This is a genomic window from Candidatus Nitrospira neuquenensis (assembly GCF_979578155.1).
The window spans coordinates 1-26,869 of record NZ_CEFZDU010000004.1 but is presented as its reverse complement, the minus strand read 5'-3'; the positions used below and the strand labels follow the sequence as shown (position 1 = coordinate 26,869).

Here is a 26,869-nt window from a genome sequence, read left to right as displayed (position 1 = left end):
ATGACCCTCCCCCTCTCGGATATCGCCGCCGTCCTGCCCGAGCTGATCGTCGTGGCCGCGGCCTGCCTCGTGCTGGCCCTGGACCCGGTCATGCCCCGGGAGCGGAAGGGCTGGCTCGCCTGGCTGAGCGTGGCCGCCCTGGGCCTCTGCGCCCTCGCCACCGCCTCGCAGGCGGCCGGACGGACCGAGGCCTTCGGCGGGCTGATCCTCGTGGACCCCTACGCCGCCTTCTTCAAGCTGCTGCTCTACGGCGTGACGGCGCTGACCATCCTCCTCTCGCTCGCCTACCTGAAGGCCGAGAAGATCCACCTCGCCGAGTACTACGGCTTCCTGCTCCTGTCGCTGTCCGGCATGATGATCATGGTCTCCGCGGCCGACCTGCTGACGATCTACCTGGGCTTGGAGCTGATGTCGCTGTCGCTGTACGTCCTGGCGGGCTTCAAGCGGGCCGAGCCCCGCTCGCTGGAGGCCTCGGCCAAGTACTTCGTGCTCGGGGCCTTCTCCTCCGGCATCCTCCTCTACGGCGTCTCGCTGCTGTTCGGCCTCGCCGGCAGCACGCGCCTCTCGGCCATCGCCGCGGCCGCGGGGGCGCGCGGCCTGGACGACCCCGTGCTGCTGCTGGCCATGATCCTGCTCACGGTCGGCTTCGGGTTCAAGATCGCCGTCGTGCCCTTCCACATGTGGACCCCCGACGTGTACGAGGGGGCCCCGACCTCGGTCACCGCCTTCATGGCCGTGGCCGCCAAGGCCGCGAGCTTCGGCGCCTTCCTCCGGGTGTTCCTGGAGGGATTGGGCGGCCGCACCGCCGACTGGTACGCGCTGTTCCTGGTCCTCTGCGTCGCCACCCTGATCCTCGGCAACGTCGTCGCGGTCGTCCAGACGAACATCAAGCGGATGCTGGCCTACTCCAGCATCGCGCACGCGGGCTACGCGCTGATCGGGCTCGTCGCGGCCGGCCAGGCGGGCGCGACGGCGGAGGCGCGCACGCTCGGCGTCGCGAGCATCCTGCTCTACCTGGCGATCTACGCCTTCATGACCCTGGGGGCCTTCGCCGTGGTCGCGATGCTGCGGAAGAGCGGCGTCGAGAGCGACGAGATCGAGGACTATACCGGCCTGGCGAAGCGCCAGCCGGTCCCCGCCTTCCTGATGCTGGTCTTCATGGTGTCGCTGGCGGGCCTGCCGCCGACGGCGGGCTTCATCGGGAAGTTCTACCTGTTCATGGCCGCGGTGAAGGCCGGCCTCGCCTGGCTGGCGGTCGTGGCCCTGCTCTTCGCCGCCGTCTCGGCCTACTACTACCTGCGGGTCGTGATGGTCATGTACATGCGGGAGCCCCACGGGCCTCCGCAGTTCGCTCCGGCGGTCGCCGGCTCGCCGGTCCTGGCCGTCGTGCTGGCCTGCGCCCTGGCCGGCGTCCTGCTGCTCGGCCTCTTCCCCGGACCGCTCGTGGACGTCGCGACGACCGCCGCGATCGGCGCGAGGTAGTCTCCGCGCGATCGCGCTTGACCGGCCGCGCGAATTCCCTCATCCTGGCGTCCAGTATCCCCCGGAGCGGACGAGGCGCGTGCGGGAGATCCTGCGACTACTCCGCGGCACCATCGTGGACTTCTTCCACCGGGGTGGCCTGACCCTGGCCGCCTCCGTCGCCTTCTTTTCCCTCCTCTCGTTCTTCCCCCTGATCTTCCTCCTGCTCTACTTCGTGAGCTTCGTCGTCAGCAGCGACCGCATCGGCTACGAGTTCCTCCTGGGCTTCCTCCAGGGCTTCCTGCCCGACCTCGGCGCCAACCTGGCCGAGGAGATCCGCCGGGTCTCCTCCGAGGAGGGACTGCGGTGGGGGGCCTTCTTCACCTTCACCTGGTTCGGTCTGCTCGTGTTCTACGAGATGCAGTACGCGATCAACGTCATCTTCGACGGGCACCGGCGGCGGTCGCTGATCGTGTCCATGGGGCTGGCCGTCGCGCTCCTGGGGCTCGCCGAGGTGCTGATGCTGCTCTCCTACGCCGTCACCAAGACCATGCGCCTGCTGGTCGTCCACGCCCCGCACTTCGCCGGGATGGACATGGTCGCCCTGGCCGCCCACGACTTCATGGTGCCCTACGTCCTCCCCTTCGTCCTCGTCTTCCTGTCCACCACCTGCCTCTACCGCTTCCTCCCCGTGGAGCCGCCGACCTGGCTCCATGCGGCCGCGGGAGCGCTGGTGCTCACGATCCTGTGGGAATCGGCGAAATTCGTCTTCAAGAACTACCTGGAGGGCCTGAGCGTCTACGGCCGCATGTACGGCTCCCTGATGACCGTGGTGCTGTTCCTCCTGTGGGTGTACTACGCCTCCGCGCTGCTGCTGCTGGGGGCGACGCTGGTGCGGAGGCTGCAGCAGGAGGGGGAGCGCGCCGTTCGCCGTTCGTGAAGCCTACCTCGCACGCCCAGCACTCACGAATCACGCTTCACGAGGAACGAGCGACGCGAGAACGACGCCGGCGGCCCGTTTCACCATCCGGCTGGTGCGGGGTCCCACAAGCGCGAGGCATCGTCATGCCGGCGGACGCCGGCATCCAGGCTCGGGCCCCATCCCTCGTCATGCCGGCGGACGCCGGCATCCAGGCTCGGGCCCCGTTCTAGATTCCTCCTCGCGGCCGCTTCGCGGCCTTGGCCGGACGACGAACGGCATGACGGGACGCCACACGAGCCCGCATGATGCGTGGGGGCTAGCGACCGAGGCCGCGGAGGCGGAGGAACTGCGCGATCGCCGAGCGGGTCACGAACCCGACGAGCCGGCCGTCCTCGACCACGGCCAGGCGGGTCCGGCCGTCCCGGATCATGCGCTCGAAGACGGTGAGCACCGCCGAGTCGGGGGCCACCTCCATCAGGGGCGTCCAGGTCTGCATCAGCTCCCCCACCCGACGCGAGGGCCAGAGCCCCTGGGGGAGCGCCTGCACGTCCCGGACGGCGATCATCCCGAGCAGCCGCCCGTCCGCGCCCACCGGAAACTCCTCGGCGCCGTGCCGGAGGACGTGCTGGGCCACCGCCTCCTCCACGGTCAGGTCGGGGGAGAGGATCGGAACGTCGCTCACCATGAGATCGCGCACCCCCACGGACGCGAGGGAGGCGCGGATGACCGCCTGGCGCCGGCTCCCCGCCGCGGCCGCGTAGAGGAAGACGCCGACGAGGATGATCCAGCCGCCGTTGGCGGCGAACGGGCCGGGGATCGTGCCGCTCGCGGCCCCCAGGAGCAGCACGGCGCCCAGGCCGCCGAAGGCCAACCCGAACCCCTGGCCGGCGAGCGAGGCGTGCCGCGTCGCGCGGTCGAAGTCGCGCAGCCAGGCCCAGAGCCCGGCCCGCAGCACGCGGCCGCCGTCGAGCGGGAACCCGGGGATCAGGTTGAACAGGCCGAGCTGGACGTTGACGGACCCCAGGAGCAAGCCCAGGACCATCAGCCCGTGGAAGCTCCGGGCCGACTCCGCCGCGAAGGTCAGCCCGAGCAGCGCCCCCCCGAGGGCGAAGCTCACGATCGGCCCGGCGATCGCGATCAGGAACTCGGCGCGCGGGCCCGGCGGCTCACGGTGCATCTGGGCCATGCCGCCGAAGACGAAGAGCGTGATCTGGCCGATGGGAATCCGGTAGCGCAGGGCCACGAAGGAATGCCCCAGCTCGTGCAGGAGCACGGAGGCGAAGAGCAGCAGGGCCGCGACGCCGCCCATGCCCCAGTACCGCGCCGCCGAGAGGCCCGGCAGGGCCTCGGGCAGATAGCCGGTCGCCAGGCTCCAGGTGACGAAGGCGAAGACCGGGAACCACGAGGCGTGGACCTTGATCGGAATGCCCAGGATCCTGCCGATTTGCCAGTCGGGTCCCTGCATGACTCCGCTCGACACGGGGGAAGACGACCTATCCTGACCCAGCCGGCGGGCCTTCGTCAATGCGGCGCCGGCGCCGCGAAAATCCTGTATACTCCGGCCCCGGGCCCCCGAGGCCCGCGCACCGCACCGGAAAAGGAGAGGCGCCCATGGCCCGCATCGCCGCCCCCGCCCTGATCGCCGGTCTCTCGTGGCTGTTGTCCGCCTGCAGCGGCCTGCCGGAGACCACCCGCACGGGCACCGTCGCCGAGATCGTCATCGCGGACCAGGTGGCCCCGCGCAACGTCCGGGTCCACGTCGGCGACGAGGTCCGCTGGGTCAACCGGCGGGCCACGCCCGTCTGGGTCAATTTCCTGGAGGACGACCTGGACGAGCTCGCCTGCCAGCGCGGCTTCCACTACGTCTGGGGCATCGAGGAGACGGCCAAGCTCAAGCCCGGCGAGTCGGTCAGCGCCTGCTTCGCCAAGCCGGGGCTCATCGGATTCGAGGTCGAGAAGGAGGCCCTCGACAAGGGCAGCGGGCCGGAAGGCGGCATCAACATCCCGGAGGCGATCCCCGGCTCCATCCAGGTGATCGCGCCGGCGGCCGGGAACGCCCCCGCCGCGCACTGACTCCCGGCGCCCGTTCTTGTATACTGCCCCCATGCGCGCGCGTACCCCGCAGGCCGTCGGCGCGGTCCTCGCCCTGCTGGCGACGCTCGGGCCGGGCGGCGGGGCCGACGCCCAGGTCATCCGGGCCGGACCCAAGGCCTGCCGGGGCGTCGCCCTCACCTTCGACATGTGTCCGGTGCGCGGGGGCGGAGGGTATGACGCGGCGCTCGTCGCCTCGCTCGTCGCCGAACGGACGCCGGCCACCTTTTTCCTGTCCGGCCGTTGGATGGCGACGCACGACGAGGAGGTCCGCGCGCTCCTGGCCGCGCCCTTCTTCGAGGTCGGCACGCACGGGCAGGCCCACGCGCACCTGCCCCAGCTCGACGCCGCGGCGCAGCGGGCCGAGATCGAGGGGCCGATCGTGCGGCTGCGGACGACGTACGGCCGCGAGACGGTCCTCTTCCGCCCGCCCTACGGCGAGTACGACGAGACGACCGTGGACCTGGCCGCGCGGCTGGGCCTGCGGTTCATCCTCTGGAACGCCGTCTCGGGGGACCCGGACCCCTCGCTCAGCGCCGAGGCGATCGTCCGGCACTTGAGCGAGGTCGTGCGCCCCGGCGGCATCATCGTCTTCCACGCCAACGGCAAGGGGCGGCACACCCGCGAGGTGGTGGAGGCCCTGCGGGCGGACCTGCTGGCCCGACGAGGCTTGGAGCCCATGACGGTGACGGACCTGCTGGACCGCTGCGGAGAGGGACGGACCCATGGCGACCACCATTAGGGAGCGGATCAGGTCCTTCGAGGTCTCGGACCGTGAGGCGGTGGTCCGGATGCTGGGCGAGTCCGACCCCTGGAAACGGCTCGGCTACCGGGCCGCCGACTGGGAGCGGCTCTTCGCGGCGCCGCCGCAGGACCGCGACGGCTACGTCATCGAGGCGGAGGGCGCGGTCGCGGGGCTCGCGCTGCTGCGGCCCCGCTTCCTGTTCGGCGACTACCTGGAGCTGCTGGCCGTCGCCCCCGGCCGCCAGGGCCGGGGGCTCGGCGGCGCGCTGCTGGACCATGTCGAGGCGCACGCCTTCGCGCGGGGGCAGAACCTCTTCGTCTGCGTGTCCGACTTCAACGAGGGCGCGCGGCGCTTCTACCGGCGGCACGGCTACGCGGAGATCGGGCCGATCCCGAACCTGCTCATCCCCGGCACCGCCGAAATCCTGATGAGGAAAACGATCGGCCCGGCGAGGTGCTAAGAAGCCATGAGCGAAAGGCCGTCGCCCCGCGGACGGCGGACCGCAAGGCCGTCACCCCGGCGAAAGCCTGGGCCCAGTCCCGTGTCCGTGGGAATCGGACCTGGATTCCGGCTTCCGCCGGAATGACGGACGATAAGAAATGACCGGGGCCCAGGACCGTCGCCCCGGCGGACGGCGGACCGCAGACCGTCGCCCCGGCGAAAGTCGGGGTCCAGTCCCGTGTCCGTGGGAGCTGGACCTGGATTCCGGCCCCGGATTAAAAATGTCCGGGGTGACGACCGTCCGCCGGCATGACGGCCCTGCTGAAAGCTGACGGCGGGTAGCCCTTCACGGAGTCCTGCATGAAGGTGACCAGGCTCCTACATACCAGGATGCGGGTGAGCGACATGGACCGGACGATCGCCTTCTACACCGGCGTCCTCGGCCTGGAGGTCGTCGAGCGGAAGACCTCGCCGCGGGGCTCGCGCCTGGCGTTCCTCGCCGTGCCCAACAGCCAGGAGCTGATCGAGCTGTGCAGCTTTCCGGCGAGCGGTCCGGTGACCGTCCAGCCCGACCTGGTGCACCTGGCCTTCGAGGTGGCGAACCTCGACGAGGCGATCGCGGACCTGACCGCCAAGGGCGTGCCGATCACCGACGGGCCGACCCGCACCGCCTCCGGCGGCCGGTTCCTGTTCATCGACGCCCCGGACGGCTACGAGGTCGAGCTGATCGAGCGCCCGCCCGGCGTGACGCCGGTCTGAGGTCCTCATGGCGCAGTGGCCGCTGTCCCTGCTCATCCTCGCTGTGACCGCCGGCATCTTCGTGGCGGATTCGCTGACCCCCATCGGCATGGCGGTGTGCATCCTCTACGCCTGTCCCGTGTACCTGTCCGGCTGGTGGCCGCGGCACTGGCAGACGTTCCTGCTCGCCGCCCTCTGCATGGTCCTGACGATCGCGGGCTACTTCACCTCGCCCCCCGGCGGCATCCCCTTCGTGGACCACGTGAACCGGGCCCTGGTGATCGTCCTGCTCGGCGTCGCCGCCGGACTCACGCTGGTCTCCAAGCAGGCCCGCCTCGTCATCGAGGAGCACGAGCGGGTGCTGGAGCGCCGCGTCGTCGAACGGACCGAGCAGCTTCGCACGACCACCGCCGAAAAGGAGCGCATCGGCAGCGAGCTGAAGATCGCCAGCGACATCCAGCGGTCCATCCTGCCGCGCACCTTCCCCCCCTTCCCCGACCGCAAGGAATTCGACATCTACGCGGAGACCATCCCGGCGCGGGAGATGGGCGGGGACTTCTACGATTTCTTCCTCGTGGACCCGGCGCGGCTCGGCTTCGTCATCGCCGACGTCTCCGACAAGGGGGTGCCGGCCGCGATCTTCATGGCGATCACCCGCTCGCTGATCAAGGCGACCGCGACCAAGGAACAGGACCCGGGCGCCTGCCTCTCGCACGTGAACCGGCTCCTCTACCCGGACAACGAGTCCGCCATGTTCGTCACGGTCTTCTACGGAGTCCTGGACCTGCGCACGGGCGAGGTGCGCTACTGCAACGCCGGCCACAACCCGCCCTACGTCGTCCGCGAGACGGGTCTCGTGGAGGCGGTGCCGAAGACCGGCGGCACGGCCCTGGCCGTGATGGACGGCCTCGCCTTCGAGACCGGCACGCTGCGGCTCCAGCCGGACGAAAGTCTCTTCCTCTACACCGACGGCATCACCGAGGCGATGGACCGGGAAGGCCGCCTGTTCAGCGACGCCCGGCTCTCGGCCCTCCTGGCGCGGACCGCCGGACGGCTCGGTCCGCAGGAGGTCATCCGCGCGGCCGTGACGGCCGTCCAGGAGTTCGCGAGCGGGGCCGCCCAGTCCGACGACATCACCGCCCTCGCGCTGCGCTACCGGGGTCCGGCCTGATGACACGACCGCGCCCGGCCCAGACCGCCGGGGGCGGGCCGCCCCCGGCGCAGACCGATCAGGCGACCCTGGAGGCGACGCTCGCCCACCTCCCCGAGCGGCCCGGCGTCTACCTGATGAAGGACCGGCGCGGGGAGATCCTCTACATCGGCAAGGCGCGCGTGCTGGCGGACCGCGTCCGCTCCTACTTCCAGAAGGGCGCGGACCACACCCCCAAGACCGCCCTCATGGTCGGCCAGGTGGCGGCGATCGAGACGATCGTCACCCGCTCCGACCTGGAGGCGCTGATCCTCGAGAGCACCCTCGTCAAGCGCCACAAGCCGCGGTTCAACGTCGTGCTGCGGGACGACAAGCAGTATCCCTACCTGCGGCTGCCGATCAAGGAGGCCTTCCCCCGCCTGAGCATCGTCCGCCGGGTCCAGAAGGACGGCGCCCTCTACTACGGGCCCTACGTGCCGACCAACGCCCTGCGCGAGACGCTCAAGGTCATCAAGCGGGTCTTTCCGCTGGCCACCTGCTCGATCGAGATCGACGGCACGGCCGAGCGGGCCTGCATCGAGTTCGAGATCAAGCGCTGCATGGCCCCCTGCATCGGCAACCAGACGAGCGAGGAGTACCACCGGATCGTCCGCCAGGTGCGGCAGTTCCTGGAAGGCCGGGACCGCGAGCTGCTGGACGGCCTGCGCGACGCCATGCGGGCGGCGGCCGACCGGGAGGCCTTCGAGGAGGCGGCGCGGCTGCGGGACCGCATCGCCAAGATCGAGCGCACGCTGGAGAAGCAGCGGGTCGCCCAGACCACGGCGGCGGAGCAGGACGTGATCGGGCTCGCCCGCCTGGGTAAGGCCGTGGACCTGCAGATGCTCTTCGTCCGCGGCGGGCTGCTCATCGGCCGGCGGGACTTCTTCTGGCCGGAGGCCGGGGACGCGGACGACGAGGAGCTGGTCCGCTCGGCCGTCGAGCAGTTCTACAGCCGGGAGGGGCTGCCGCCGCCCCGTGAGCTGCTCGTCCCGACGCAACCGGCCGACGCCGAGCTGATCCAGGCCTGGCTCTCGCAGAGGCGGGGCGAGCCGGTCCGCCTCGTCGCCCCCGAGCGCGGGGCCAAGCACCAGCTCCTCCTGCTCGCCGAGGAGAACGCGGCGGCCGCCGTCGCCGACCACCTTCGCGACCAGGCGACGGAGCGGCGGGCGGTCCTGGAGCTGGCGCGGCTGCTCAAGCTCGATCGCCCGCCGCGCCGGATCGAGGGCTTCGACGTCTCCCACACGATGGGCGACCGGTCCGTCGCCTCGATGGTCGTCTGGGAGGAGGGCGGGGCCAAGAAGGCGGACTACCGACGCTTCCGCATCCGGACCGTCGCGGGCGCCGACGACTTCGCCAGCATGACGGAGGCGGTCCTCCGGCGCTACGGGCCAGCCGACGGGCCCGATCGGGCCGCCGAGGGGCTGCCGCTGCCGGACCTCATCCTGATCGACGGCGGCCCCGGCCAGCTCTCCGCCGCCCGGCAAGGGCTCAAAGCGGCGGGCCGGCCGGACCTCCCGGCCGTCGGCCTCGCCAAGGCGAAGGACGGCAAGGAGGAGCGCGTCTTCCTCCCCGGCCGCAAGAACCCGATCATCCTCCACCCGACCTCCCCGGCCACCCACCTGCTCCAGCGCATCCGCGACGAGGCCCACCGCTTCGCCCTCGCCTACCACCGGAAACTGCGCGGGCGGGCCATGAAGGCCTCCGCGCTGGACCGCATCATCGGCGTCGGAGCGATCAGGCGGAATCGGCTGCTGCGGACCTTCGGGAGCCTGGAGCGGGTCGCCGCGGCCACGGACGAGGAGCTGAAGCGGGCCGGCGTGGACGCGGCGACCGCCGCGGAGATCAAGCGGGCGCTGACCCGGCGCGCCACCGACTGAGTCCCCGCAGGGCGGGGCCATTCGGCCCTCCGCATGAGGGCCGAAATTCTCCCCCCGCGGCCGGACAAACCCTGTATCCTACATACGGGAAGAGCGAGTCCACGCGGCGGACATCGGGCGGAGATCGGCGAGACGGTCCGCCGAGCGCTCCCTTGCATGGAGGCTCACGGATGAGCCAGCCCGAGCAGCCGGGCTTCGGCATCCCCGGTCGGGGGCGCCAGCCCTTCCTGCCCCGGTCGGAGGCCGAACTACAGGGACTGGTCGAGGACCTCCGCGGCCGGCTCGCCGAGGCCGAGCGCGCACTGGATGCCCTGCGCCGCCGGCCGGCGCCGGCCGGCACGGATCGCCCCGGCGCCGCCCCGAGCCGGGAGCCTCCCGCCTGCGTGCAGACGGAAGCCGGGCAGCGCGCCCAGGCGCTGCAGGACAACCTGATTCAAACGCTCTTCGGGATCGGCATGGGGCTGGAGGAATGCAAGCACCTGATCGAGGAGGACCGGCCCGCCGCCATCACGACCGTGGACCGGGCCATCGCCGGCTTGAACGCCCTGATCCGCGACGTCCGGACGCGCATGCTGGCCGGCCCGGCGGAGGAGAACCCGCGTGAGTAGCCAGTCCGAGCAGCCGATCAGAGTTCTCCTGGTGGACGACCATGAGATCGTGCGGCTGGGCCTCCGCACGCTCCTCGGCCGCCGGCAGGGGTTGGAGGTGGTCGGAGAAGCGGCCACGGCCGCCGAAGCCGTCGCCGAAGCGGACCGCCTGGCGCCGGATGTCGTCCTCCTGGACGTCCGTCTGCCGGACGGGAGCGGCGTGGAGGTCTGCCGGGAGATCCTGGCCCGGACGCCGACCGCGCGCGTGCTCTTTCTCTCGTCCTATGCCGACCAGGAGGCCGTGCTGGCTACCATCTTCGCCGGGGCCGCCGGGTACGTCCTCAAGGAAATCGCCAGCGACTCCCTCCTCCGGGCGATCCGGGCCGTGGTGGCCGGGCAGTCCATCCTGGACCCCGCCGTGACCCAGCCCGTGCTCGCGCGGATGCAGGCCCTGGCGCAGCAGGGCCCGCAGCAGGACGAGCACGGGCTCTCGCCCCAGGAATCGCGCGTGCTCGCCCTGGTCGCCGAGGGCAAGACCAACAAGGAAATCGCCGCCGCGCTCGACCTCGGCGAAAAAACCGTCAAAAACTACCTCGGCCACATCTTCCAGAAACTCAAGGTGACGCGCCGCTCCCAGGCGGCGGCGATCTACAGCCGCCAGGGCCCCCACCGGTAGGCCGCCGGTCCTCGGCCACCGCGGGCCGGCGAGCCGACCCTGCGCGGCGGCCGAAGGGCGTTGACTCCGACCCGCCTCTCCTGCCATAAGTACGTATCGCTCGCTCCCGCGCGCCGGAGGGTGCGGCGGCTGGATGCACAGCCTCCCCGGACCCCCAGGACAAGACGCCGCCACGATGCCCAACGCTCTTCTGAGCCGGTTCCGCGCACGGCTCCGCCTCCTCGCGGCCCGGGGTGCCGCACAGCTCGCCGGGCCGCTCGTGCGCCGGACCGGCCCGGACCCCGGGACGCAAGCGGATGCGACCTTCCGGACGCTCCTGGACATCGCGGGGGAAGGACTCTGCGGGCTCGACCGCGAGGGCCGGTGCACGTTCATCAACACAGCGGGGGCGGCGCAGTTGGGCTATGCGCCGGAGGAGCTCCTGGGCCGCCGCTTCCACCCGGTCCACCACCATTCGCGGGCGGACGGCGCCCCCTACCCGGAAGAGGCCTGTCCGATCTCCCAGACCCTCGGGAGCGGCCGGAGCTGCCGCGTCGAGGACGAGGTCTTCTGGCGCCGCGACGGCAGTTGCTTTCCCGTCGCCTACGCCGCCCACCCGATCCTCAAGGGAGGGACCGTCGTGGGCGCGGTCGTGGCCTACACCGACATCACCGCCCGGCGATGGCTTGAGACGACCCTGCGGGAAAGCGAGGCCCGGTTCAAGAGCGCGTTTGACCACGCAGCCGTCGGCATGGCCCTCATCGAACCCTCGGGCCGCCTGCTCCGGGTGAACCGCGCCTTCGGCGCCATGCTGGGCTATGCCCCCCAGACGTTAGAGGGCCTGACTTGGCAAGAGCTCACCCACCCCGAGGACCGCGACGGCAACCTGCGCGAGTTCCACCGCCTGCTGGCCGGCGAGATCCCCTCGCTCCATCTCGAGAAGCGCTACCTGCACCGGGACGGGCGGGTGGTCTGGGGGCTCGTCAACGCCTCCCCGGTCCGGGACGAGAGCGGGCCCCCCCTCTATTGCGTCTCCCATGTCCTGGACCTCACGGACCGCAAGCGGGCGTTGGAGGCTCTGGAGGAGAGCGAACGGCGGTTCGCCGCCTTCATGAACAACACCACCGTCGTCGCCTGGATGAAGGACGTGCACTTCCGCTACGTGTACGTCAGCGAGCCCTACGAGCGCCTGATCGGCATCCGCCGGGAACAGATTGCCGGCCGGACGGACCTCGAGGTCTTCCCCGAAGAGACGGCACGGCAGCTCCGGCAGAACGACGCGGAAGTCCTGCGGACGGGACTGCCCCTGGAGACCCATGAGACCGCGCCCGATCGGGAAGGCCGGCTTCGGACCTGGTGGGTGTACAAGTTCCCGTTCCGAGACGCCGCCGGCCGGGTCTTCGTGGGCGGGATGGCCTTCGATATCACCGAGCGCGACCGCATCGAGCGGGCCCTCCGGGACCGCGAGCAGGAGCTGCTCCGGTTGTTGGACGAGCGGGAGCAGCTCATCCAGGACCTCCACGACGGCATCATCCAGGAGATCTACGCCATCGGTCTGGGTCTGCTGGAGACCCGTCGCGTGCTGCGGGAAGACCCCGCGCAGGGGGAGCGGCGGCTCGACGACGCCGTCGCCGACTTAAACCAGGTCATCCGCGAACTCCGGACCCACCTCGACGATCAGGAAGCGGGGACACTGACCGGCGCCGAGCTGCCCGAGGCCTTGGCCCGCTGGCTCAGGACGTTGGCGGATATCCCGGCGCCGGCGTTCACCGTGAACGTGGATCCCGCGGCCGCGGCGCGCCTGACACCGGAGCAGGCCAGGCAGCTCTTCTCCATCGCCCGCGAGCTCATGAGCAACAGCCAACGGCACGCCCGGGCGACCGCCGGACAGGTCTCCCTCTGCATGGAGGACGACCGGTTGCGGCTGGTCGTGGAGGACGACGGCGTCGGCTTTGACCCACAGACGCCGGGGGGCTCCGGCTACGGGTTACGCAACCTGCGGGCGCGGGCCGGACGCCTCGGGGCCACCGTGGCGATCCAGTCCCGACCCGGAGCCGGCACCCGCATCACCCTGGAGCTGCCGCTTCGACGACCCGACTGAGGGGTCCGCCGGGCAGGCCATTCGGCCCCGACCTCAGGGCCATAAATCCGGCGCGCCGCCCCGAACGACTCTCTTTCCCCTCTCCGCCCCATCGCGTATAACCCGGACCAGAGCTGGGTTGCCCGTCCGCGGAGCCCCCGCAGGCGGGCGACCTCCCGTCACCCGGGGTCGAACGCCATGGCCGTGAGCGATGCGCCTCCCAGCCCCCGTTTCTCCCTGGTCCTGTTCGTGGTCGAAGACCGGCGCTGCGCGCTCCACCTTTCCGCAGTCGAAGCCGTCGTCCACATGGTCGAGTGCTCACCCCTACCGAAGGCGCCCGCCATCGTGCTCGGCGTCATCAACCTGCACGGCCGGATCGTGCCGGTCCTGGACCTCCCGCGCCGCTTGGGCCTCCCCACCCGGAGACCGGACCTGACGACCCGGCTCCTCATCGCACGAACCAGCCGGCGGACCGTGGCCCTGCCGGTCACCGAGGTCCTGGGAGTCTCGGAGGTCCCAGCGGGGGCGGTCGCGGCGCCGGACACCGTGTTTCCGGGCATCGGGCTGGCGGCCGGATTGGCGACCCTGCCGGACGGCGTCCTCTTCATCCATGACCCGGACGCGTTCCTCACGCCGGCCGAGGAGCGGCGCGTGGCCGAGACGCTCGCGGAGGCGGGCCCATGAGGCTCTCGGAGGAGGTGCTCGCCCGGGCGCGGACCGTGATCGCCGCCCGCCTCGGCCTGGATTTTCCGGAAACCCGGCAAGCCGACTTGGAGCGAGGACTCCGACAGGTCATCGAGCGCGCCGCGGCCGGCTCGCCCGAGCGCTGGGTGGCCTCGCTCGCCACGCTGCCCGACGAGAGCCCGCAGTGGCGGCGGCTCGCCGCCGCCCTGACGGTGGGCGAGACGTATTTCTTCCGGGATCGCGCCTGCATGGAGGCGCTCGAGCGGCAGGTCCTCCCCGCCCTCATCGAGGCCCGGCGCGCGGCCGGCCACCCGCGGCTCAGGCTCTGGAGCGCCGGCTGCGCGACGGGTGCGGAGCCCTACAGCCTGGCCATCCTCCTGGACCGCCTGCTGCCGGACCGCGACACATGGGCGGTGACCATTCTGGCGACGGATATCAACGAGGCCGCCCTGGATCAGGCCCACCGGGGGCTCTATAGCGAGTGGGCCCTCCGCGAGACCCCCGCCGCGATCAGGGCCCGCTACTTCCACCGCAGGGGCAAAGACACCCTCGAACTGGATCCCGTGATCCGGCGGATGGTCACGTTCGCCCCGCTGAACCTGGCCACGGGCGGGTTTCCGTCGCTGCTCACCAACACCGGCGCCATGGACCTCATCGTCTGCCGGAACGTCCTGATGTACTTCTCCGGGGAACGGCAGCGGGCCGTAGCGGCCCGGCTCGCCGAGGCCCTGGTGGCCGGCGGTTGGCTGGTCGTCGCTCCAGCCGAGACTTCCATCGAGCTGTTCCACCCGCTGCTCCCCGTCCACCTCTCCGACGCCATCTTCTACCGGAAGGCCCCGGACGCGGCCGGCCCCTCTCCGCGCCCTGCGCCCGCACTCCCGCAGGCGGTCTCGGTCGCGGCCCGGTGCCCGACCGACGACTCGACCGGCCCCCCCGCGCTCGCACCGGAGGGGCCACCGTTTCCGGAACAGCCTCGTGCCGAGCCGGCCGACGTCTTGCGGCGGATTCGCCGCTGGGCGGACCAGGGGCGCCTCGAGGAGGCCCGGCGCGCCTGCGAGGGCTTGCTCGCCCAAGACCCGCTGAACGCGGAGGGCTCGCTGCTGCTTGCCGCCATCTGCCAGGAGCAGGGCGAGACCCAGAGGGCCCTGGAGGCCCTCCGCCGGACGATCTACCTGTCGCCGCACTCGGCGGCCGCCCACTTCATGGCCGGGTGCCTGTGCTTCCGGCAGGGCGACCGTCGGCGCGGCCGGCAGTTCCTGGAAACGGTGCTGGCCCTGTTACAGTCCGCCGCCCCCGAGGGCCTGGTGCCCGGCGGCGACGGCCTGACGGTCGGACGCGTGCGGGAGACCGCGCGGGCCTACCTGGAGATACAGTCATGAGCCGCCCCGCGCCCGCGCTGGACTGGCAGGAGGCGCAGGCCCGGCTGGAGCGGGTCCGGCGCGCGCTGGAGGCCGGCGGGGCGCGCGCCCCGGAGGAGGCGGCCAGGATCCTACGGGACCGGGCCCGGGCGCTGGCGGAGCCCCCCGAGCCGGCCGCACCGGACGAGGAGACGCTCGCGCTCCTCGTCTTCTCGCTCGCGGGCGAGCGCTTCGGCCTCGCCGCGGCGCTCGTGCGCGAGGTCGTCCTCCTGCGGGAACTGATCCCCGTGCCCGGCACACCGGCCCCGGTCCTCGGCCTCCTCCCCCATCGGGGCCGGATCCCGGCTGTCGTGGACCTCCGTCGCCTCCTGGAGCTCTCCGGCGACCACGGGCAACCCCTCCGCCACTGCGTCTGGGTGGAGTCGGGCCCCCTGACGTTCGGGGTCGCCGCCGACCGGATCGAGGGGATCAGGGCAGTCCCGGTCCGCGCCATCGCGGCCGCGGCGGGCGTCGCCGGGCGCCGCCAGGCCGTCACCCGCGGGGTCACCGACGACCTCACCACGGTGCTCGACCCGGACGCCCTGGCCCGGTCGCCGGAGGTCCTGGTCAACGACGAGGGCGGTTTGCAGAGGGAGGCTTGACCATGAGGACTTGGCCCATCGGCCGGCAGATTGCTACGGGATTCGTCGTGGTGCTGGTGCTGCTCTTGGTCACGGCGGGCCTGGGCATGTACGGACTGGCCCGGACCGCCGGAAGCACCGAGACGACCGTGCGCTACGCCGTGACCATGCAGAAGAACCGGCTCGGGGCGCCCGGCGCCCTGATCCTGGCGAACGCCGGATTGCTGCGGGCCCTGCTGGCGCAGGACCGAAAGCCCCTCGGCGACTGGGACCGGTGGCGCGCCGACGCGAGGCGGATGCTCGTCGAGGCTCGCGAGACCACGAGCGTGGCGGAGACCCGATCGCTGTGGGACGACATCCTCCGCCAGTTTGCACTGTATGAAGACGCGGGGCGGTTCGTCGCCGAGGCCGAGACCGCCGGCCGGCACGCCGAGGCGCTCAAGCTCCATGCCGAGCGGGTGCAGCCGCTCCAGGAACAGGTGCTCGAGCTCATTGACCGGGTCATGGACACGGAGAAGAAGGCCGTGACGGCGGTCACGGAGTCCACCCTGGCCGGCGCCGCCCAGGCCTTCTGGCTCATGGCGACCGTGGCCGGGCTGGCGCTCGCCTGCGGCGTCGGCATCGGCCTGGTCGTGACGCGGTCCATCACCGGCTCGTTGCGGGAGGCCACCAACGCGCTGGCCTCCGCCTCCTCCGAGATCGTGGCGGCCACGACCCAACAAGCCGCCGGCACGGCGGAGACCGCGACGGCGGTCCAGCAGACCTCCACGACCGCCGACGAGGTCAAGCAGACGGCTCAGGTTTCGGCCCAGAAGGCGCGGGCGGTGGCCGAGGCCGCGCAGAAAACCGCGCAGGTGTCGCAGGAGGGCCGGCGGGCCGTCGAGGAAAGCGTCAAGAGCTCCCAGGAGGCCAAGCTGCGGATGGAGACCCTGGCCGAGCGCATCCTCACGTTGAGCGAGCAGGCCCAGGCCATCGGCGAGATTATCGCCGCGGTGAACGACTTGGCCGAGCAATCCAACCTGCTCGCCGTGAACGCGGCGATCGAGGCGGCCAAGGCGGGGGAGGCGGGCAAGGGCTTCGCGGTGGTAGCGGCCGAGGTGAGGAGCCTGGCCGAGCAATCCAAGCAGGCTACGGCCCGGGTCCGGGGGATCCTCAACGAGATTCATCGGGCCACCCAGGCCGCGGTCATGGCGGCCGAACAGGGCGTCAAGGCCTCGGAAGCCGGGGAGGCCGTCGCGCGCCAGGCGGGCGAGACCATCCGCCTGCTGGCCGACAGCCTGAGCGAGTCCGCGCAGGCCGCCCAGCAGATCCTGGCCTCCGCGCAGCAGCAGGTCGCGGGCATGGACCAGATGACCCTCGCCATGCAGAACATCAAGCAGGCGACGACCCAGAACATGGCGGCGACGCGCCAGGTGGAAGAGTCGGCCCAGCACCTTAAGGAGCTGGCGCGGCGACTCATGGCCCTCGTCGCCCTGACGGGCAACGGACATCCGGCGCGGCCGCGGCCGGCTGAGCCGGCCCGCACGACCGGCTGACGGACATCGACGGACACGGGCATGGCCGCGCGAGACGACGCCCTGAAAGCCCGGCTGCTTGCGACCTTCCGGGTCGAGGCCGAGGAGCACATCCAGACCGTGACCGCGCACCTCCTCGCGCTGGACCGCGGACTGCCCGAGACCGAGGCCCGGACGGCGATCGAGGAGTCGTTCCGAGCCATGCACACGCTCAAGGGGGCGGCCCGGTCCGTCGGCTTCATGGAGGCGGAGACCCTCGGCCAGGCCTGCGAGGGCATCCTGAGCCGGCTGGCCCGCGGCCACCTGGAGCCGGCGCCGCCGATCCTGGCCCTGCTCCATGAGGCGCTCGCCCAGTTCACCCGGCTGCTGGCCGACCCTCAGCCCTCTGCGGGATCCGGCGACCTGCTCGCGCGGCTGGCGCAAGCGTCCGCCGGGCCAGTCTCCCGAGCGGAGCAGCCGGTCGCCGCGCCATCGCCGACCGCGGCCCCGCCTCCGGCTGGGGCGGCGGCGGGCGGGCGGGCGCCGGCCAGGGTGCTCCGGCTCGACCCGGGGCAGCTCGACGCGCTGCTCCTCCAGGCCGAGCATCTGCTGCTCCCCAAGCTCGCCGCGGGGGAGCGGGTCCGGGAGGCGCGCGCCTTGGGGGAGACCGTCGCCCGCTGCCGCACGGCCGTCACCGGTGTCGGCGCCGCGCCCCGGGGGCCTCGCCGCGGCGTCCCGGCCGCCGCGCCCGAAGAGGCCCCCGCCGCGGCCTTCCACGCGCTCGAGGCGCAGGCAACGGCGCTCGCGGCGCACCTGGCACAGGATCAGCGGACGATCATCGCCGCGGTGGACGGCCTGCAGGAACGTTTGCGGGGGTTAAGGATGACGCCCGCCGCCGAGGTGCTGGACCTCTTCCCGGGCATGGTCCGCAGCCTGGCCGACACGCTCGGCAAGCAGGCGGAGTGCCTCGTTCAGGGGGCCGACCTGGAGGTGGACCGCAAGGGGCTCGAGGCGATGAAGGATCCCCTCATCCATCTCGTGCGCAACGCCGTGGACCACGGCATCGAACCGCCCGAGGCGCGCCGGCGCGCGGGCAAACCCCCGCAGGGACGGATCGCCGTGACGGTCGCAGCCCTCGAGGGGAACCGCGTCGAGTTCTGCGTCGAGGACGACGGGCGGGGGATTGACGTGGCCCAGGTCCGCGCGGCGGCCGTCCGGGGCCGGTACCTGACCGAGGAGGAGGCGCAGGCCCTGTCCGATGAGGCGGCCGTGGAGCTGGTGTTCCGGTCCGGCCTGAGCACGACTCCCCTCGTCAGCCGCGTCTCGGGCCACGGCTTGGGGCTCGCGATCGTCCGCGAGCGGGTGGACCGGCTGGACGGCCGCCTCCAGGTCCGGACCAGGCCCGGCGCCGGCACGGCGGTGCGGATCGAGCTCCCCGTCACCATCGCCAGCTTCCGGGGCCTGCTCGTGCGCGCCGGCGGCCGGCCGTTCCTGCTGCCCATCGAAGCCGTCGAGCGGACGGTCCGCCTGCGTCCGGAGGAGACGAGACAGGCGGAGGGGCGGCCGATGATCCTCTGGGACGGCCGGCCGCTCCCCGTGGCGCCGCTGGGCGCGCTGCTCGACCTTCCGGAGAACGGAGACCGCCCCGAGCCGGACGGCCCGACTCCCCACGTGCTCCTCCGGGTGGGCGAAGACCGGTTCGGCCTGGCGGTCGAGGACATCCTCGGCGAGGAGGAGGTGCTGGTCAAGGAGCTGGAGGCGCCGCTGCTCCATGTCCGCCACGTGGCCGGGGCCGGTCTCCTGGGCACCGGGCGGGTGGCTTTGATCCTGCGCCCCAGGGACCTGCTCGCGTCGCTGCGGGCCCGGCCGCGCGCGACCGACGCGCCGCGCCCGCCCGCGGAGCGGCCGCGCCCGCCGGTCATCCTGGTCGTGGACGACTCCATCACCACCCGGACCATGGAGCGCCATCTCCTGGAGGCGGCCGGCTATGGGGTGCGGGTGGCCGTGGACGGGGTCGAGGCCTGGGCGACGCTCGCGAGCGAGCCGGTGGACCTGGTGGTCTCGGACGTGGACATGCCCCGGATGAACGGGTTGGAGCTCACCGAGAAGATCCGGGCTCACCCGAACCTGGCCCGGCTCCCGATCATCCTGGTGACCGCCCTCGAGTCGCGGGAGGACAAGGAAGAGGGACTCCGGCTCGGGGCGAACGCGTACATCGTCAAGTCGAGCTTCGATCAGTCGAGCTTGCTGGAGTTCATCCGGCGACTGTTGTGACGCGCCGCCGGCTGCGCGCCGCCGGCTGGAGGTGGAGATGGTTCGCGTGCTGGTGGCGGAGGACTCGGCGGTCACCACCCAGTACCTGGTGCACCTGCTGAGCCAGGACCCGGGGCTCCACGTCGTAGGCACGGTCCGGAACGGGCAGGAAGCCGTGGCCCAGGCCGAGCGGCTGCGGCCGGACGTGATCCTGATGGACATCCACATGCCGGTCATGAACGGCTACGAGGCGACCCGCCGGATCATGGAGCGGGTCCCCACGCCGATCGTCATGATCAGCACCAGCCTGGCGCGCCGAGAGGTCGCCATGGCGTTCGAGGCGCTCAAGGCCGGGGCCGTCACGGTGCTGGACAAGCCCCCGGGCCCGGATCACCCGCACAGGGCCGAGGCCGCCCGGCAGCTCCAGGAGACCGTGCGGTTGATGGCGGAGGTCAAGGTCGTACGCCGGTGGACGCGCAGGGAACGAGTGGCGCCGGGTCCGCCCGCCACCCCCCCGAGGGCCCCTATCCGGATCGTCGCCATCGGCGCGTCCACGGGCGGGCCGACGGTGCTCGCCGAGATTCTCGGCGCACTCCCGGCGGACTTCCCGGTTCCGATCCTCGTCGTCCAACACATCGCGCCGGGCTTCACGGCCGGGTTCGCCGACTGGGTCGAGCGGGAGACCGCGCTCCGCGTGAAGCTGGCCGAGCCGGGCGAGCCGGTGCAGCCAGGCACCGTGTACCTGGCGTCCCACGGCTCCCAAATGGGCATCGGGCCGGACGGGCGGATCCGCCTGACCTGGAACGAGCCGGCCGAGACGGAGAACGGGTTCCGTCCCTCCGTCTCCTCCCTGTTCCACGCCGTGGCCCGCGCGTTCGGGCAAGCCGCGCTCGGCATCCTGCTCACGGGGATGGGCCGGGACGGCGCCGCCGGCCTGCTGGCCCTCCGGCAGGCGGGGGGCGTCACGATCGCCCAGGATGAAGCCTCCAGCGTGGTCTTCGGCATGCCGGGCGAGGCCGTCCGGCTGGGCGCAGCCCAGTACGTGTTGGCCCCCGGGCAGATCGCGGACCTGCTCCGCGGCCTGGGACGATAGCGGGGGAATGGCTCATGGCGACTGCCGACCAGGCGCAGAACCGGGCCATCGAGGTCCTCATCGTCGAGGACAGCCCGACGCAGGCGGCGCATCTCACCTACCTGCTCGAGGAACAGGGCTATCGGGTCACGGCGGCGACGAACGGCCGGCAGGCTCTGGCCGCCGCCCGCGCCCGGCAACCGACGCTCGTCATCAGCGACATCCTCATGCCGGAGATGGACGGCTACGCCCTGTGCACGGCGATCAAGTCCGACGCCGAGCTGAAGCACATCCCCGTGATCCTGGTGACCGACCTGAACAGCCCGCAGGACGTGATCATGGGCCTCCAGTGCTGCGCGGACAACTTCGTCACGAAACCCTACGCCCCGCAGTTCCTGCTCGCCCGGATCACCCAGAGCCTGAAGAACCGAGGCCGGCGGGCGCCCGCCCAGCCCGGCGCCGCCATCGAGGTCGAGCTGGCCGACCGCCGCTACCGCATCACCGCCGAGCGGCACCAGATCCTGGACCTGCTGGTCCCGACCTACGAGGAAGCGGTCCGGCTGAACCAGAAGCTCCGGGAACAGCAGCAGGAGCTCGCCCGGCAGGTACAGGAACGGACCGCCGCCAACGAGCGGTTGCGCGCGGAGGCGGCCGAGCGGCAGCGCCTGCAGGAGGAGCTGGACCGCTTCTTCACGCTTTCGCGGGACCTGCTGTGCATCGCGGGGTTCGACGGCCGCTTCAAACGGCTGAACCCGGCCTGGGAACGTGTCCTCGGCTATCGGACCGACGAGCTGGCGGCGGAGCCCTACCTGGACTTCGTCCATCCGGACGACCGGGAGACGACGCTGGCGGAGGCGGCCAAGCTGGCGGCCGGCCGCGAGACGGTCTCGTTCGAGAACCGCTACCGGTGCAAGGACGGCTCCTACCGATGGCTGGTCTGGACCTCTGCACCGGACCATCCGCGGCAACTCATCTACGCCACCGCCCGCGACGTGACCGAGCAGAAATACGCCGAGCAGGAACTCCACCGCCGCTCGGCGCTCCTGGAGGCCGCCAATAAGGAGCTCGAAGCCTTCTCCTACTCGGTCTCCCACGACCTGCGGGCTCCGCTGCGCCACATCGACGGCTTCGCCGACCTGCTGCGCAAGCGCGCCGCCCCGTCGCTGGACGACAAGAGCCGGCACTATCTCGAGACGATCTCCCAGGCGGCGAAACAGATGGGCACCTTGATCGACGACCTCCTGGTCTTCTCCCGGATCGGGCGGGCCGAGCTGCGCCTGACCCAGGTCAGCCTGGACCAGGTGCTCCACGAGGCCCTGGAAGCGGTGCGGCCCCTCACGCAGGGGCGGGCGATCGTGTGGCGGCTCGCGACGCTCCCCCGCGTCCCGGGCGACCCGGCCATGCTGCGGCAGGTGCTGGTGAATCTGCTCGATAACGCGGTGAAGTACACCCAACCGTGCGAACCGGCGGTGATCGAGGTCGGCGTGCTAGAGGATGAGGCCGGCCGGGAAACCCGGGGCCAGGGAGCGGAGAGCGGCGGGGAGCAGGGGAACGACGTGGTGATCTACGTGAAGGACAACGGCGTGGGGTTCGACATGCGGTACGCCCACAAGCTGTTCGGGGTCTTCCAGCGCTTGCACAGCGCGAGCGAGTTCGACGGCACGGGGATCGGCCTGGCCAACGTCCGGCGCATCATCGCCCGCCACGGCGGCCGGACTTGGGCCGAAGGGGAAGTGGGCAAGGGCGCGATCTTCTATTTCTCGCTGCCCGTTCAGACGGAGGCTCGGGGATGATGTCCTCACTCAAGCGCATCCTGCTCGCCGAAGACAATGCACGGGACGTGGAGCTGACGCTCGCCGCCCTGGAGGAGCACCATCTCGCCAACGAGGTGGTGGTCGTGAACGACGGGGTGGAGGCGCTCGACTATCTGTACGGACGGGGCAAGTACAAGCTCCGGACCCCCGACAACCCGGCGGTCGTGTTGCTGGACCTGAAAATGCCCAAGCTGGACGGGCTGGAGGTCCTCAAGACCGTCAAGGGCGACCCGCACCTGAAAACGATCCCCGTGGTCATGCTCACCTCCTCCCGCGAGGAGCAGGACCTGGTCGAGAGCTACAAGTTGGGGGTCAACGCCTACGTCGTCAAACCGGTGGACTTCCAGCAGTTCATCGACGCGGTCAAGAACCTGGGCGGGTTCTGGGCGCTCATTAACGAGCCGCCGCCCGGCAGCGCCAAACGGTCGGGGTAGGCGCCGTGTCCCGTCCGCTTCGCATTCTGCATCTGGAAGACAGTGTCGCCGACGCCGCGCTCGTCCTGGCCATCCTGGAGCAGGAGGGGCTGGCCGTCGAGGCCCTCCGCGTGGACTCGCGGGACGCGTTCGTTCAGGCCCTGCGCGGATGTGCCCTCGACGTCATTCTCTCCGACAACACGTTGCCCGCCTTCGACGGCCTGACGGCCCTGGCCCTCGCCCACGAGCACTGCCCGGACGTCCCGTTTATCTTCGTCTCGGGAACCCTCGGCGAGGAGGTCGCCATCGAGTCCTTGAAGCGCGGCGCGGCGGATTACATCCTGAAGGAACGGCCGGCGCGGCTGGTCGCGGCCATCACGCGGGCGGTCGAGGGCAGCAAGGCGCGGGCGGAGCGGCGGCGGATCGAAGAGGCCCTGCGGGAAGCCCAGGAGCGGCTCCGGGGAATCTACGAATCGTCCAAGGACGCGATCGGCTACGCGGCGCTCGACGGCCGCCTCCAGGACGTCAACGGCGCCTTCATGCGGCTCACGGGCCGGTCCCGCGAGGAGTTGCTCGGGACCCCGTACCCGGAGCTCGCGGCTCCGGACCACCGGAGCGTGACGGCGGACACCTGGGCGCGGGTCCTCCAGACGGGAAACCCGGCCGAGCACGACATGGACCTCCTGCACCGGGATGGCGCCCGCGTGCCCATCTCGCTCACCGTCTTTGCGGTCATGGACCAGGACGGCCGCCCCGTCGGGACGGCGATGATCTGCAAGGACATGACCGAGCGGAAACAGCTCGAGGCGCAGCTCCGCCAGGCGCAGAAGATGGAGGCGATCGGCCGACTGGCCGGCGGGATCGCCCATGACTTCAACAACCTGCTGACGATCATCAACGGGTATAGCGATCTCCTCCTCCTCTCCCTGCCGGCGGAGCAGGCCTGGCGGGGCCCGCTCGAGGAGATCAAGAAAGCCGGCATGCGGGCGGCGGCCCTGACCCAGCAGCTCCTGGCCTTCAGCCGCAAACAGCCGATCTCGCCGACGGTCCTGGACCTCAACGAGGTCGTGGAGGACTCGGTGAAGATGCTGGCCCGCCTCCTGGGGCCGTCCATCGAGCTCGACGTGGACCTCGTGCCGGGGCCGGCCCGGATCAAGGCGGACCGCGACCAGCTCGCCCAGGTGCTCATGAACCTGACGGTCAACGCGCGCGATGCGATGCCGGAAGGCGGGCGGGTGCGGATCGCGACCGCCGACGTCGTCCTCGGGGAAGCGGAGGCGGCGCGGATGCCCGACGCCAGGCCGGGCGCCTACGTCCTGCTCACCTTCTCGGACAGCGGTTGCGGGATGGACGAGGCGTGCAGGGCACGGATCTTCGAACCCTTCTTCACGACCAAGGAGCCCGGCAAGGGCACGGGCTTGGGGCTGGCCACCGTGTACGGCATCGTCAAGCAGAGCGGGGGCGCCATCGCCGTGGAGAGCGCCCCCGGCCAGGGGACGACTTTCCGGGTCTTTCTTCCGCCGACCCTGGAGCGCAGGGAGGCCGCGCAGTCGGCAGCGCGGACACAGGACTTGCCGAGGGGCCACGAGACGATCCTGCTGGCGGACGACGAGCCGGGCATCCGCGCTCTCATCGCGCACACGTTGAGCGCCGCCGGGTACAGGGTCCTGGAGGCCGGGGACGGCGAGGCGGCGTTCGACTTGGCCGGCCGGTGGGAGGGCCCGATCCACCTCCTCCTCACCGACGTGGCCATGCCGAAGCTGGACGGCGGCAGGCTGGCCGCGCGCCTGATCCCGCTCCGGCCGGAGATGAAGGTGCTGTTCATGACCGGCTACACGGACTCGCCGCTCGTCCTGCAGCGGACGGTGCAACCCGACATGCCCCTGCTCCAGAAACCCTTCATGCCGGAGCGGCTCATCCGCCTCATCCGGGAGGTTTTGGATCGGCAGGTTCCGCCTTGCAGGACGACCGACTGACGATGGAGGGCCCCGACCCATGGACCGCCCCCTGACCATCCTGCACATCGAGGACAACCCGAACGACGCGGAGATGGTCCGCGCGACGCTGGAGGCGGAAGGGCTCGCCGTCGCCGTCACGCGGGTCGAGACGAGGGAAGCCGCGCTGGCCGCGTTGGAGCGCGACGGCTGGGACCTGATCCTCTGCGACTTCTCGCTCCCCGCCTTCGACGGGCCGTCCGCCCTCGCCCTGGCGCGGGCGCGGCGGCCGGAGGTCCCCTTCCTGTTCGTCTCCGGGACGATCGGGGAGGAGCGGGCCATCGAGTCGCTCACGAGCGGGGCCACCGACTACGTGTTGAAGACCGGGCTCGCGCGCCTCGTCCCGGCGGTGCGTCGGGCGTTGCGCGAGGCCGAGGAGCGCCGCCGCACTCGCCGACGCGATGCTGGGGGCCCTGCACGAGCCGATCGTGCTCGACGGGTTCACGCTGGAGGTCGGCGCGAGCATCGGCGCGGCCTTCTGCCCGGAGCACAGCCGGGACTTCGTGCCGCTCCTAGAGCGGGCGGACAGGGCCAAGCACCGGGTGAAAACCAGCGGGGGCGGCTTCGCGGTCTATTCTCCCGAACTGGACCCGACCAGCCCCGACCGGCTCGCGTTGATGGGCGAGCTCCGGCAGGCGATCCTCGCCAGCGAGATGGTCCTGCACTACCAGCCGAAGGTGAGCCTGACGACCGGGCAGGTGGTGGCCGCCGAGGCCCTGGTCCGCTGGGAGCACCCCGCCCGGGGGCTCCTGGCGCCGGGCCGGTTCATCGGCCTGGCGGAGCAGACCGGGCTCATCAAGCCCCTGACCTACTGGGTCGTCGGCGAGGCGCTCCGGGAGGCCGCCGCCTGGCGCCGGGCCGGCTTCGACGTGCCCGTCGCCGTGAACCTGTCGGCGAAGAACCTCCTGGACCCGGCGCTCGCCGAGCGCATCGCCAAGCTGCTCGACGGGGCGGACGGGGCCGCGGGCGCCCTGGCCCTGGAGCTGACGGAGAGCGCCATCATGGCGGACCCGGCCCAGGCGCGGCAGCAGCTCGCACGGCTCAACCGCATGGGCATCCGGCTCGCCGTGGACGACTTCGGGACCGGCTACTCGTCGCTCGCCTACCTCAAGCAGCTTCCCGTCCAGGAGCTGAAGATCGACAAGGTCTTCGTGCAGGGGCTGATGAAGGACCGCCACGACGCGGCGCTGGTCCGGGCCTCGCTCGACCTCGGCCATATCCTGGGGCTGACGGTCGTGGCCGAGGGCGCCGAGGACCGCCAGAGCTGGCTCGGGCTGGTGGCGGTCGGCTGCGACGCGGTCCAGGGCTACGTCGTCAGCCATCCCCTCCCCTCGGCCGACTTCCTCGCCTGGCTGAAAGCGCGCGGCGGCGCGGCCGAGCCGGCCGGCTTCGAGTGATCGCGCCGCCCGCGTCCCTCCCCTCCGCGATTGACAGCCCGCGAGGCCCTCTCCTAGGATAGCGCGGCTCGCGCAGAGCCGGACCCGCCCGCCCCGAGGCTTCAGACCAACATCCGTTCACCCGCGCAGCGAGCCGGGCCCCGCCCGGAGGGGGCCGCCGGTGCGTCTGCCAACCAGAAGGAGGCTTCCATGTCCGACGGAACCCACTCCACCGCCACGCTTCCCGGCCCGGCCGGCACCGGTCGCGGCGACATCAGCCGGGTCGAGCACCTCTTCGAGGTCGCCGTCTTCGCCAGCCGCTGGATCCAGGCGCCGCTCTACGCCGGCCTGATCGTCGCCGAGCTGCTCTACGCCTACAAGTTCCTGGTCGAGCTCTGGGAGATGGTCCACCATCTCCGGGAGCTGCCGGAGGTCGTGTTCATGCTCGGGATCCTGTCCCTCGTGGACATCACGATGGTCGCCAATCTCCTGACGATGGTCGTGATCGGCGGCTACGCCACGTTCGTCAGCAAGCTCGACCTGGAGGGGCACCGCGACCGGCCCGACTGGCTCAGCCACGTGGACCCGGGCACGATCAAGGTCAAGCTGGCCGCCTCGCTGATCGGCATCTCGAGCATCCACCTGCTCAAGGCCTTCGTGAACGTGGGCAACGAAGACCCCGAGCACATCAAGTGGAAGATCCTGATCCACCTGACCTTCCTGGGCTCGGCGATCCTGCTGGCCTGGACGGACAAGCTCATGTTCAAGAACAAAAAGCATTGAAGGGGCGCCCGCGCCACCATCCCGCGGCCGTCCGCCGCCACGGCACGCGGGGGCCGGGCGCTTCTCCCCAATTTCGGGGATAATGGGGGAAGGGAGTTGACAGTCGCGGAATTCCCTGATAGGGAATACCCCGTAAGTGTGACGGGCCTTCGGGGGGGGGGGGGGGGAGCGCGGGGACCGGCGAGACGGCGCAGCCGGTCGAGCGGGAGCGAGGAGGGAGGCG

At 71.5% G+C, this 26,869-nt stretch carries 23 protein-coding genes and 1 pseudogene; 23 read left to right on the top strand and 1 reads right to left on the bottom strand.

The genetic code is table 11. The features are described from left to right. Both AC1U7O_RS02060 and AC1U7O_RS02055 read left to right on the top strand, forming a co-directional pair. Positions 1-1,482 carry an NADH-quinone oxidoreductase subunit N gene (locus AC1U7O_RS02060; RefSeq protein ID WP_479892906.1) on the top strand — a complete coding sequence of 494 codons (1,482 nt, stop codon included), beginning with the start codon at positions 1-3 and terminating at the stop codon, positions 1,480-1,482. A gap of 79 nt (positions 1,483-1,561) precedes the next feature. Beyond that, entirely contained in the window at positions 1,562-2,401 is an 840-nt protein-coding gene (locus tag AC1U7O_RS02055; protein ID WP_479892905.1) for a YihY/virulence factor BrkB family protein, read from the top strand. A gap of 298 nt (positions 2,402-2,699) precedes the next feature. Here the strand turns inward: AC1U7O_RS02055 and AC1U7O_RS02050 are convergent, their stop codons facing one another. After that, positions 2,700-3,848, bottom strand: coding sequence for a site-2 protease family protein (locus AC1U7O_RS02050; RefSeq protein WP_479892904.1), 1,149 nt, complete (start codon positions 3,846-3,848; stop codon positions 2,700-2,702). A 146-nt stretch (positions 3,849-3,994) separates the two neighbouring features. Here AC1U7O_RS02050 and AC1U7O_RS02045 point away from each other — a divergent pair, with 146 nt between their 5' ends. The 21 genes and pseudogenes from AC1U7O_RS02045 (at position 3,995) to AC1U7O_RS01945 (ending at position 26,646) form a co-directional block, all read left to right on the top strand. Beyond that, positions 3,995-4,456, top strand: coding sequence for a cupredoxin domain-containing protein (locus tag AC1U7O_RS02045; protein ID WP_479892903.1), 462 nt, complete (start codon positions 3,995-3,997; stop codon positions 4,454-4,456). A 31-nt stretch (positions 4,457-4,487) separates the two neighbouring features. Next, entirely contained in the window at positions 4,488-5,216 is a 729-nt protein-coding gene (locus AC1U7O_RS02040; RefSeq protein WP_479892902.1) for a polysaccharide deacetylase family protein, read from the top strand. Continuing rightward, positions 5,200-5,679, top strand: coding sequence for an N-acetyltransferase family protein (locus tag AC1U7O_RS02035; protein ID WP_479892901.1), 480 nt, complete (start codon positions 5,200-5,202; stop codon positions 5,677-5,679). The genes AC1U7O_RS02040 and AC1U7O_RS02035 overlap by 17 nt, the downstream gene beginning before the upstream one ends. 341 nt (positions 5,680-6,020) lie before the next feature. Then, entirely contained in the window at positions 6,021-6,419 is a 399-nt protein-coding gene (locus tag AC1U7O_RS02030; protein WP_479892900.1) for a VOC family protein, read from the top strand. 7 nt (positions 6,420-6,426) lie between these two features. Further along, positions 6,427-7,569, top strand: coding sequence for a PP2C family protein-serine/threonine phosphatase (locus tag AC1U7O_RS02025; RefSeq protein WP_479892899.1), 1,143 nt, complete (start codon positions 6,427-6,429; stop codon positions 7,567-7,569). After that, entirely contained in the window at positions 7,569-9,464 is a 1,896-nt protein-coding gene (uvrC, locus tag AC1U7O_RS02020) for an excinuclease ABC subunit UvrC (RefSeq protein ID WP_479892898.1), read from the top strand. Before AC1U7O_RS02025 ends, uvrC begins: the two co-directional genes overlap by 1 nt. Before the next feature lie 170 nt (positions 9,465-9,634). Next, positions 9,635-10,072 (top strand): MerR family transcriptional regulator, encoded by a 438-nt coding sequence (locus AC1U7O_RS02015; protein WP_479892897.1) that lies wholly within the window; start codon positions 9,635-9,637, stop codon positions 10,070-10,072. After that, positions 10,065-10,727 (top strand): response regulator, encoded by a 663-nt coding sequence (locus tag AC1U7O_RS02010; RefSeq protein WP_479892896.1) that lies wholly within the window; start codon positions 10,065-10,067, stop codon positions 10,725-10,727. Before AC1U7O_RS02015 ends, AC1U7O_RS02010 begins: the two co-directional genes overlap by 8 nt. A gap of 175 nt (positions 10,728-10,902) precedes the next feature. Further along, positions 10,903-12,807, top strand: a complete 1,905-nt coding sequence (locus AC1U7O_RS02005; RefSeq protein WP_479892895.1) for a PAS domain-containing sensor histidine kinase — start codon at positions 10,903-10,905, stop codon at positions 12,805-12,807. Positions 12,808-12,990: 183 nt separating this feature from the next. Then, entirely contained in the window at positions 12,991-13,470 is a 480-nt protein-coding gene (locus AC1U7O_RS02000; RefSeq protein WP_479892894.1) for a chemotaxis protein CheW, read from the top strand. Then, the gene (locus AC1U7O_RS01995) at positions 13,467-14,849 is read left to right on the top strand and encodes a CheR family methyltransferase (protein ID WP_479892893.1); all 1,383 of its coding nucleotides are present in this window, start codon (positions 13,467-13,469) and stop codon (positions 14,847-14,849) included. The genes AC1U7O_RS02000 and AC1U7O_RS01995 overlap by 4 nt, the downstream gene beginning before the upstream one ends. Further along, complete coding sequence (locus AC1U7O_RS01990; protein WP_479892892.1) at positions 14,846-15,469, top strand: chemotaxis protein CheW; 624 nt, start codon at positions 14,846-14,848, stop codon at positions 15,467-15,469. Before AC1U7O_RS01995 ends, AC1U7O_RS01990 begins: the two co-directional genes overlap by 4 nt. Before the next feature lie 2 nt (positions 15,470-15,471). Continuing rightward, positions 15,472-16,983, top strand: coding sequence for a methyl-accepting chemotaxis protein (locus tag AC1U7O_RS01985; protein ID WP_479892891.1), 1,512 nt, complete (start codon positions 15,472-15,474; stop codon positions 16,981-16,983). Between the two features lie 21 nt (positions 16,984-17,004). Next, positions 17,005-19,215: a hybrid sensor histidine kinase/response regulator gene (locus tag AC1U7O_RS01980; RefSeq protein ID WP_479892890.1), complete on the top strand. Its 2,211-nt coding sequence runs from the start codon at positions 17,005-17,007 to the stop codon at positions 19,213-19,215. Positions 19,216-19,252: 37 nt separating this feature from the next. Next, positions 19,253-20,287 carry a chemotaxis-specific protein-glutamate methyltransferase CheB gene (gene cheB / locus AC1U7O_RS01975; protein ID WP_479892889.1) on the top strand — a complete coding sequence of 345 codons (1,035 nt, stop codon included), beginning with the start codon at positions 19,253-19,255 and terminating at the stop codon, positions 20,285-20,287. A gap of 14 nt (positions 20,288-20,301) precedes the next feature. After that, positions 20,302-22,059 carry a response regulator gene (locus tag AC1U7O_RS01970; RefSeq protein WP_479892888.1) on the top strand — a complete coding sequence of 586 codons (1,758 nt, stop codon included), beginning with the start codon at positions 20,302-20,304 and terminating at the stop codon, positions 22,057-22,059. Then, a complete protein-coding gene (locus AC1U7O_RS01965) occupies positions 22,059-22,514 on the top strand; it encodes a response regulator (protein WP_479892997.1) in 456 nt (151 codons plus the stop codon). Before AC1U7O_RS01970 ends, AC1U7O_RS01965 begins: the two co-directional genes overlap by 1 nt. Before the next feature lie 5 nt (positions 22,515-22,519). After that, positions 22,520-24,469, top strand: coding sequence for a response regulator (locus tag AC1U7O_RS01960; RefSeq protein WP_479892887.1), 1,950 nt, complete (start codon positions 22,520-22,522; stop codon positions 24,467-24,469). Positions 24,470-24,488: 19 nt separating this feature from the next. Beyond that, positions 24,489-24,818 (top strand): annotated as a pseudogene (locus AC1U7O_RS01955) (response regulator); the annotation flags it as partial. Positions 24,819-24,888: 70 nt separating this feature from the next. Further along, on the top strand, positions 24,889-25,884 hold the full coding sequence (locus AC1U7O_RS01950) for a putative bifunctional diguanylate cyclase/phosphodiesterase (RefSeq protein ID WP_479892886.1): 996 nt from the start codon (positions 24,889-24,891) through the stop codon (positions 25,882-25,884). Between the two features lie 189 nt (positions 25,885-26,073). Then, positions 26,074-26,646, top strand: coding sequence for a TIGR00645 family protein (locus tag AC1U7O_RS01945; RefSeq protein ID WP_479892885.1), 573 nt, complete (start codon positions 26,074-26,076; stop codon positions 26,644-26,646). Positions 26,647-26,869: the final 223 nt, after the last annotated feature.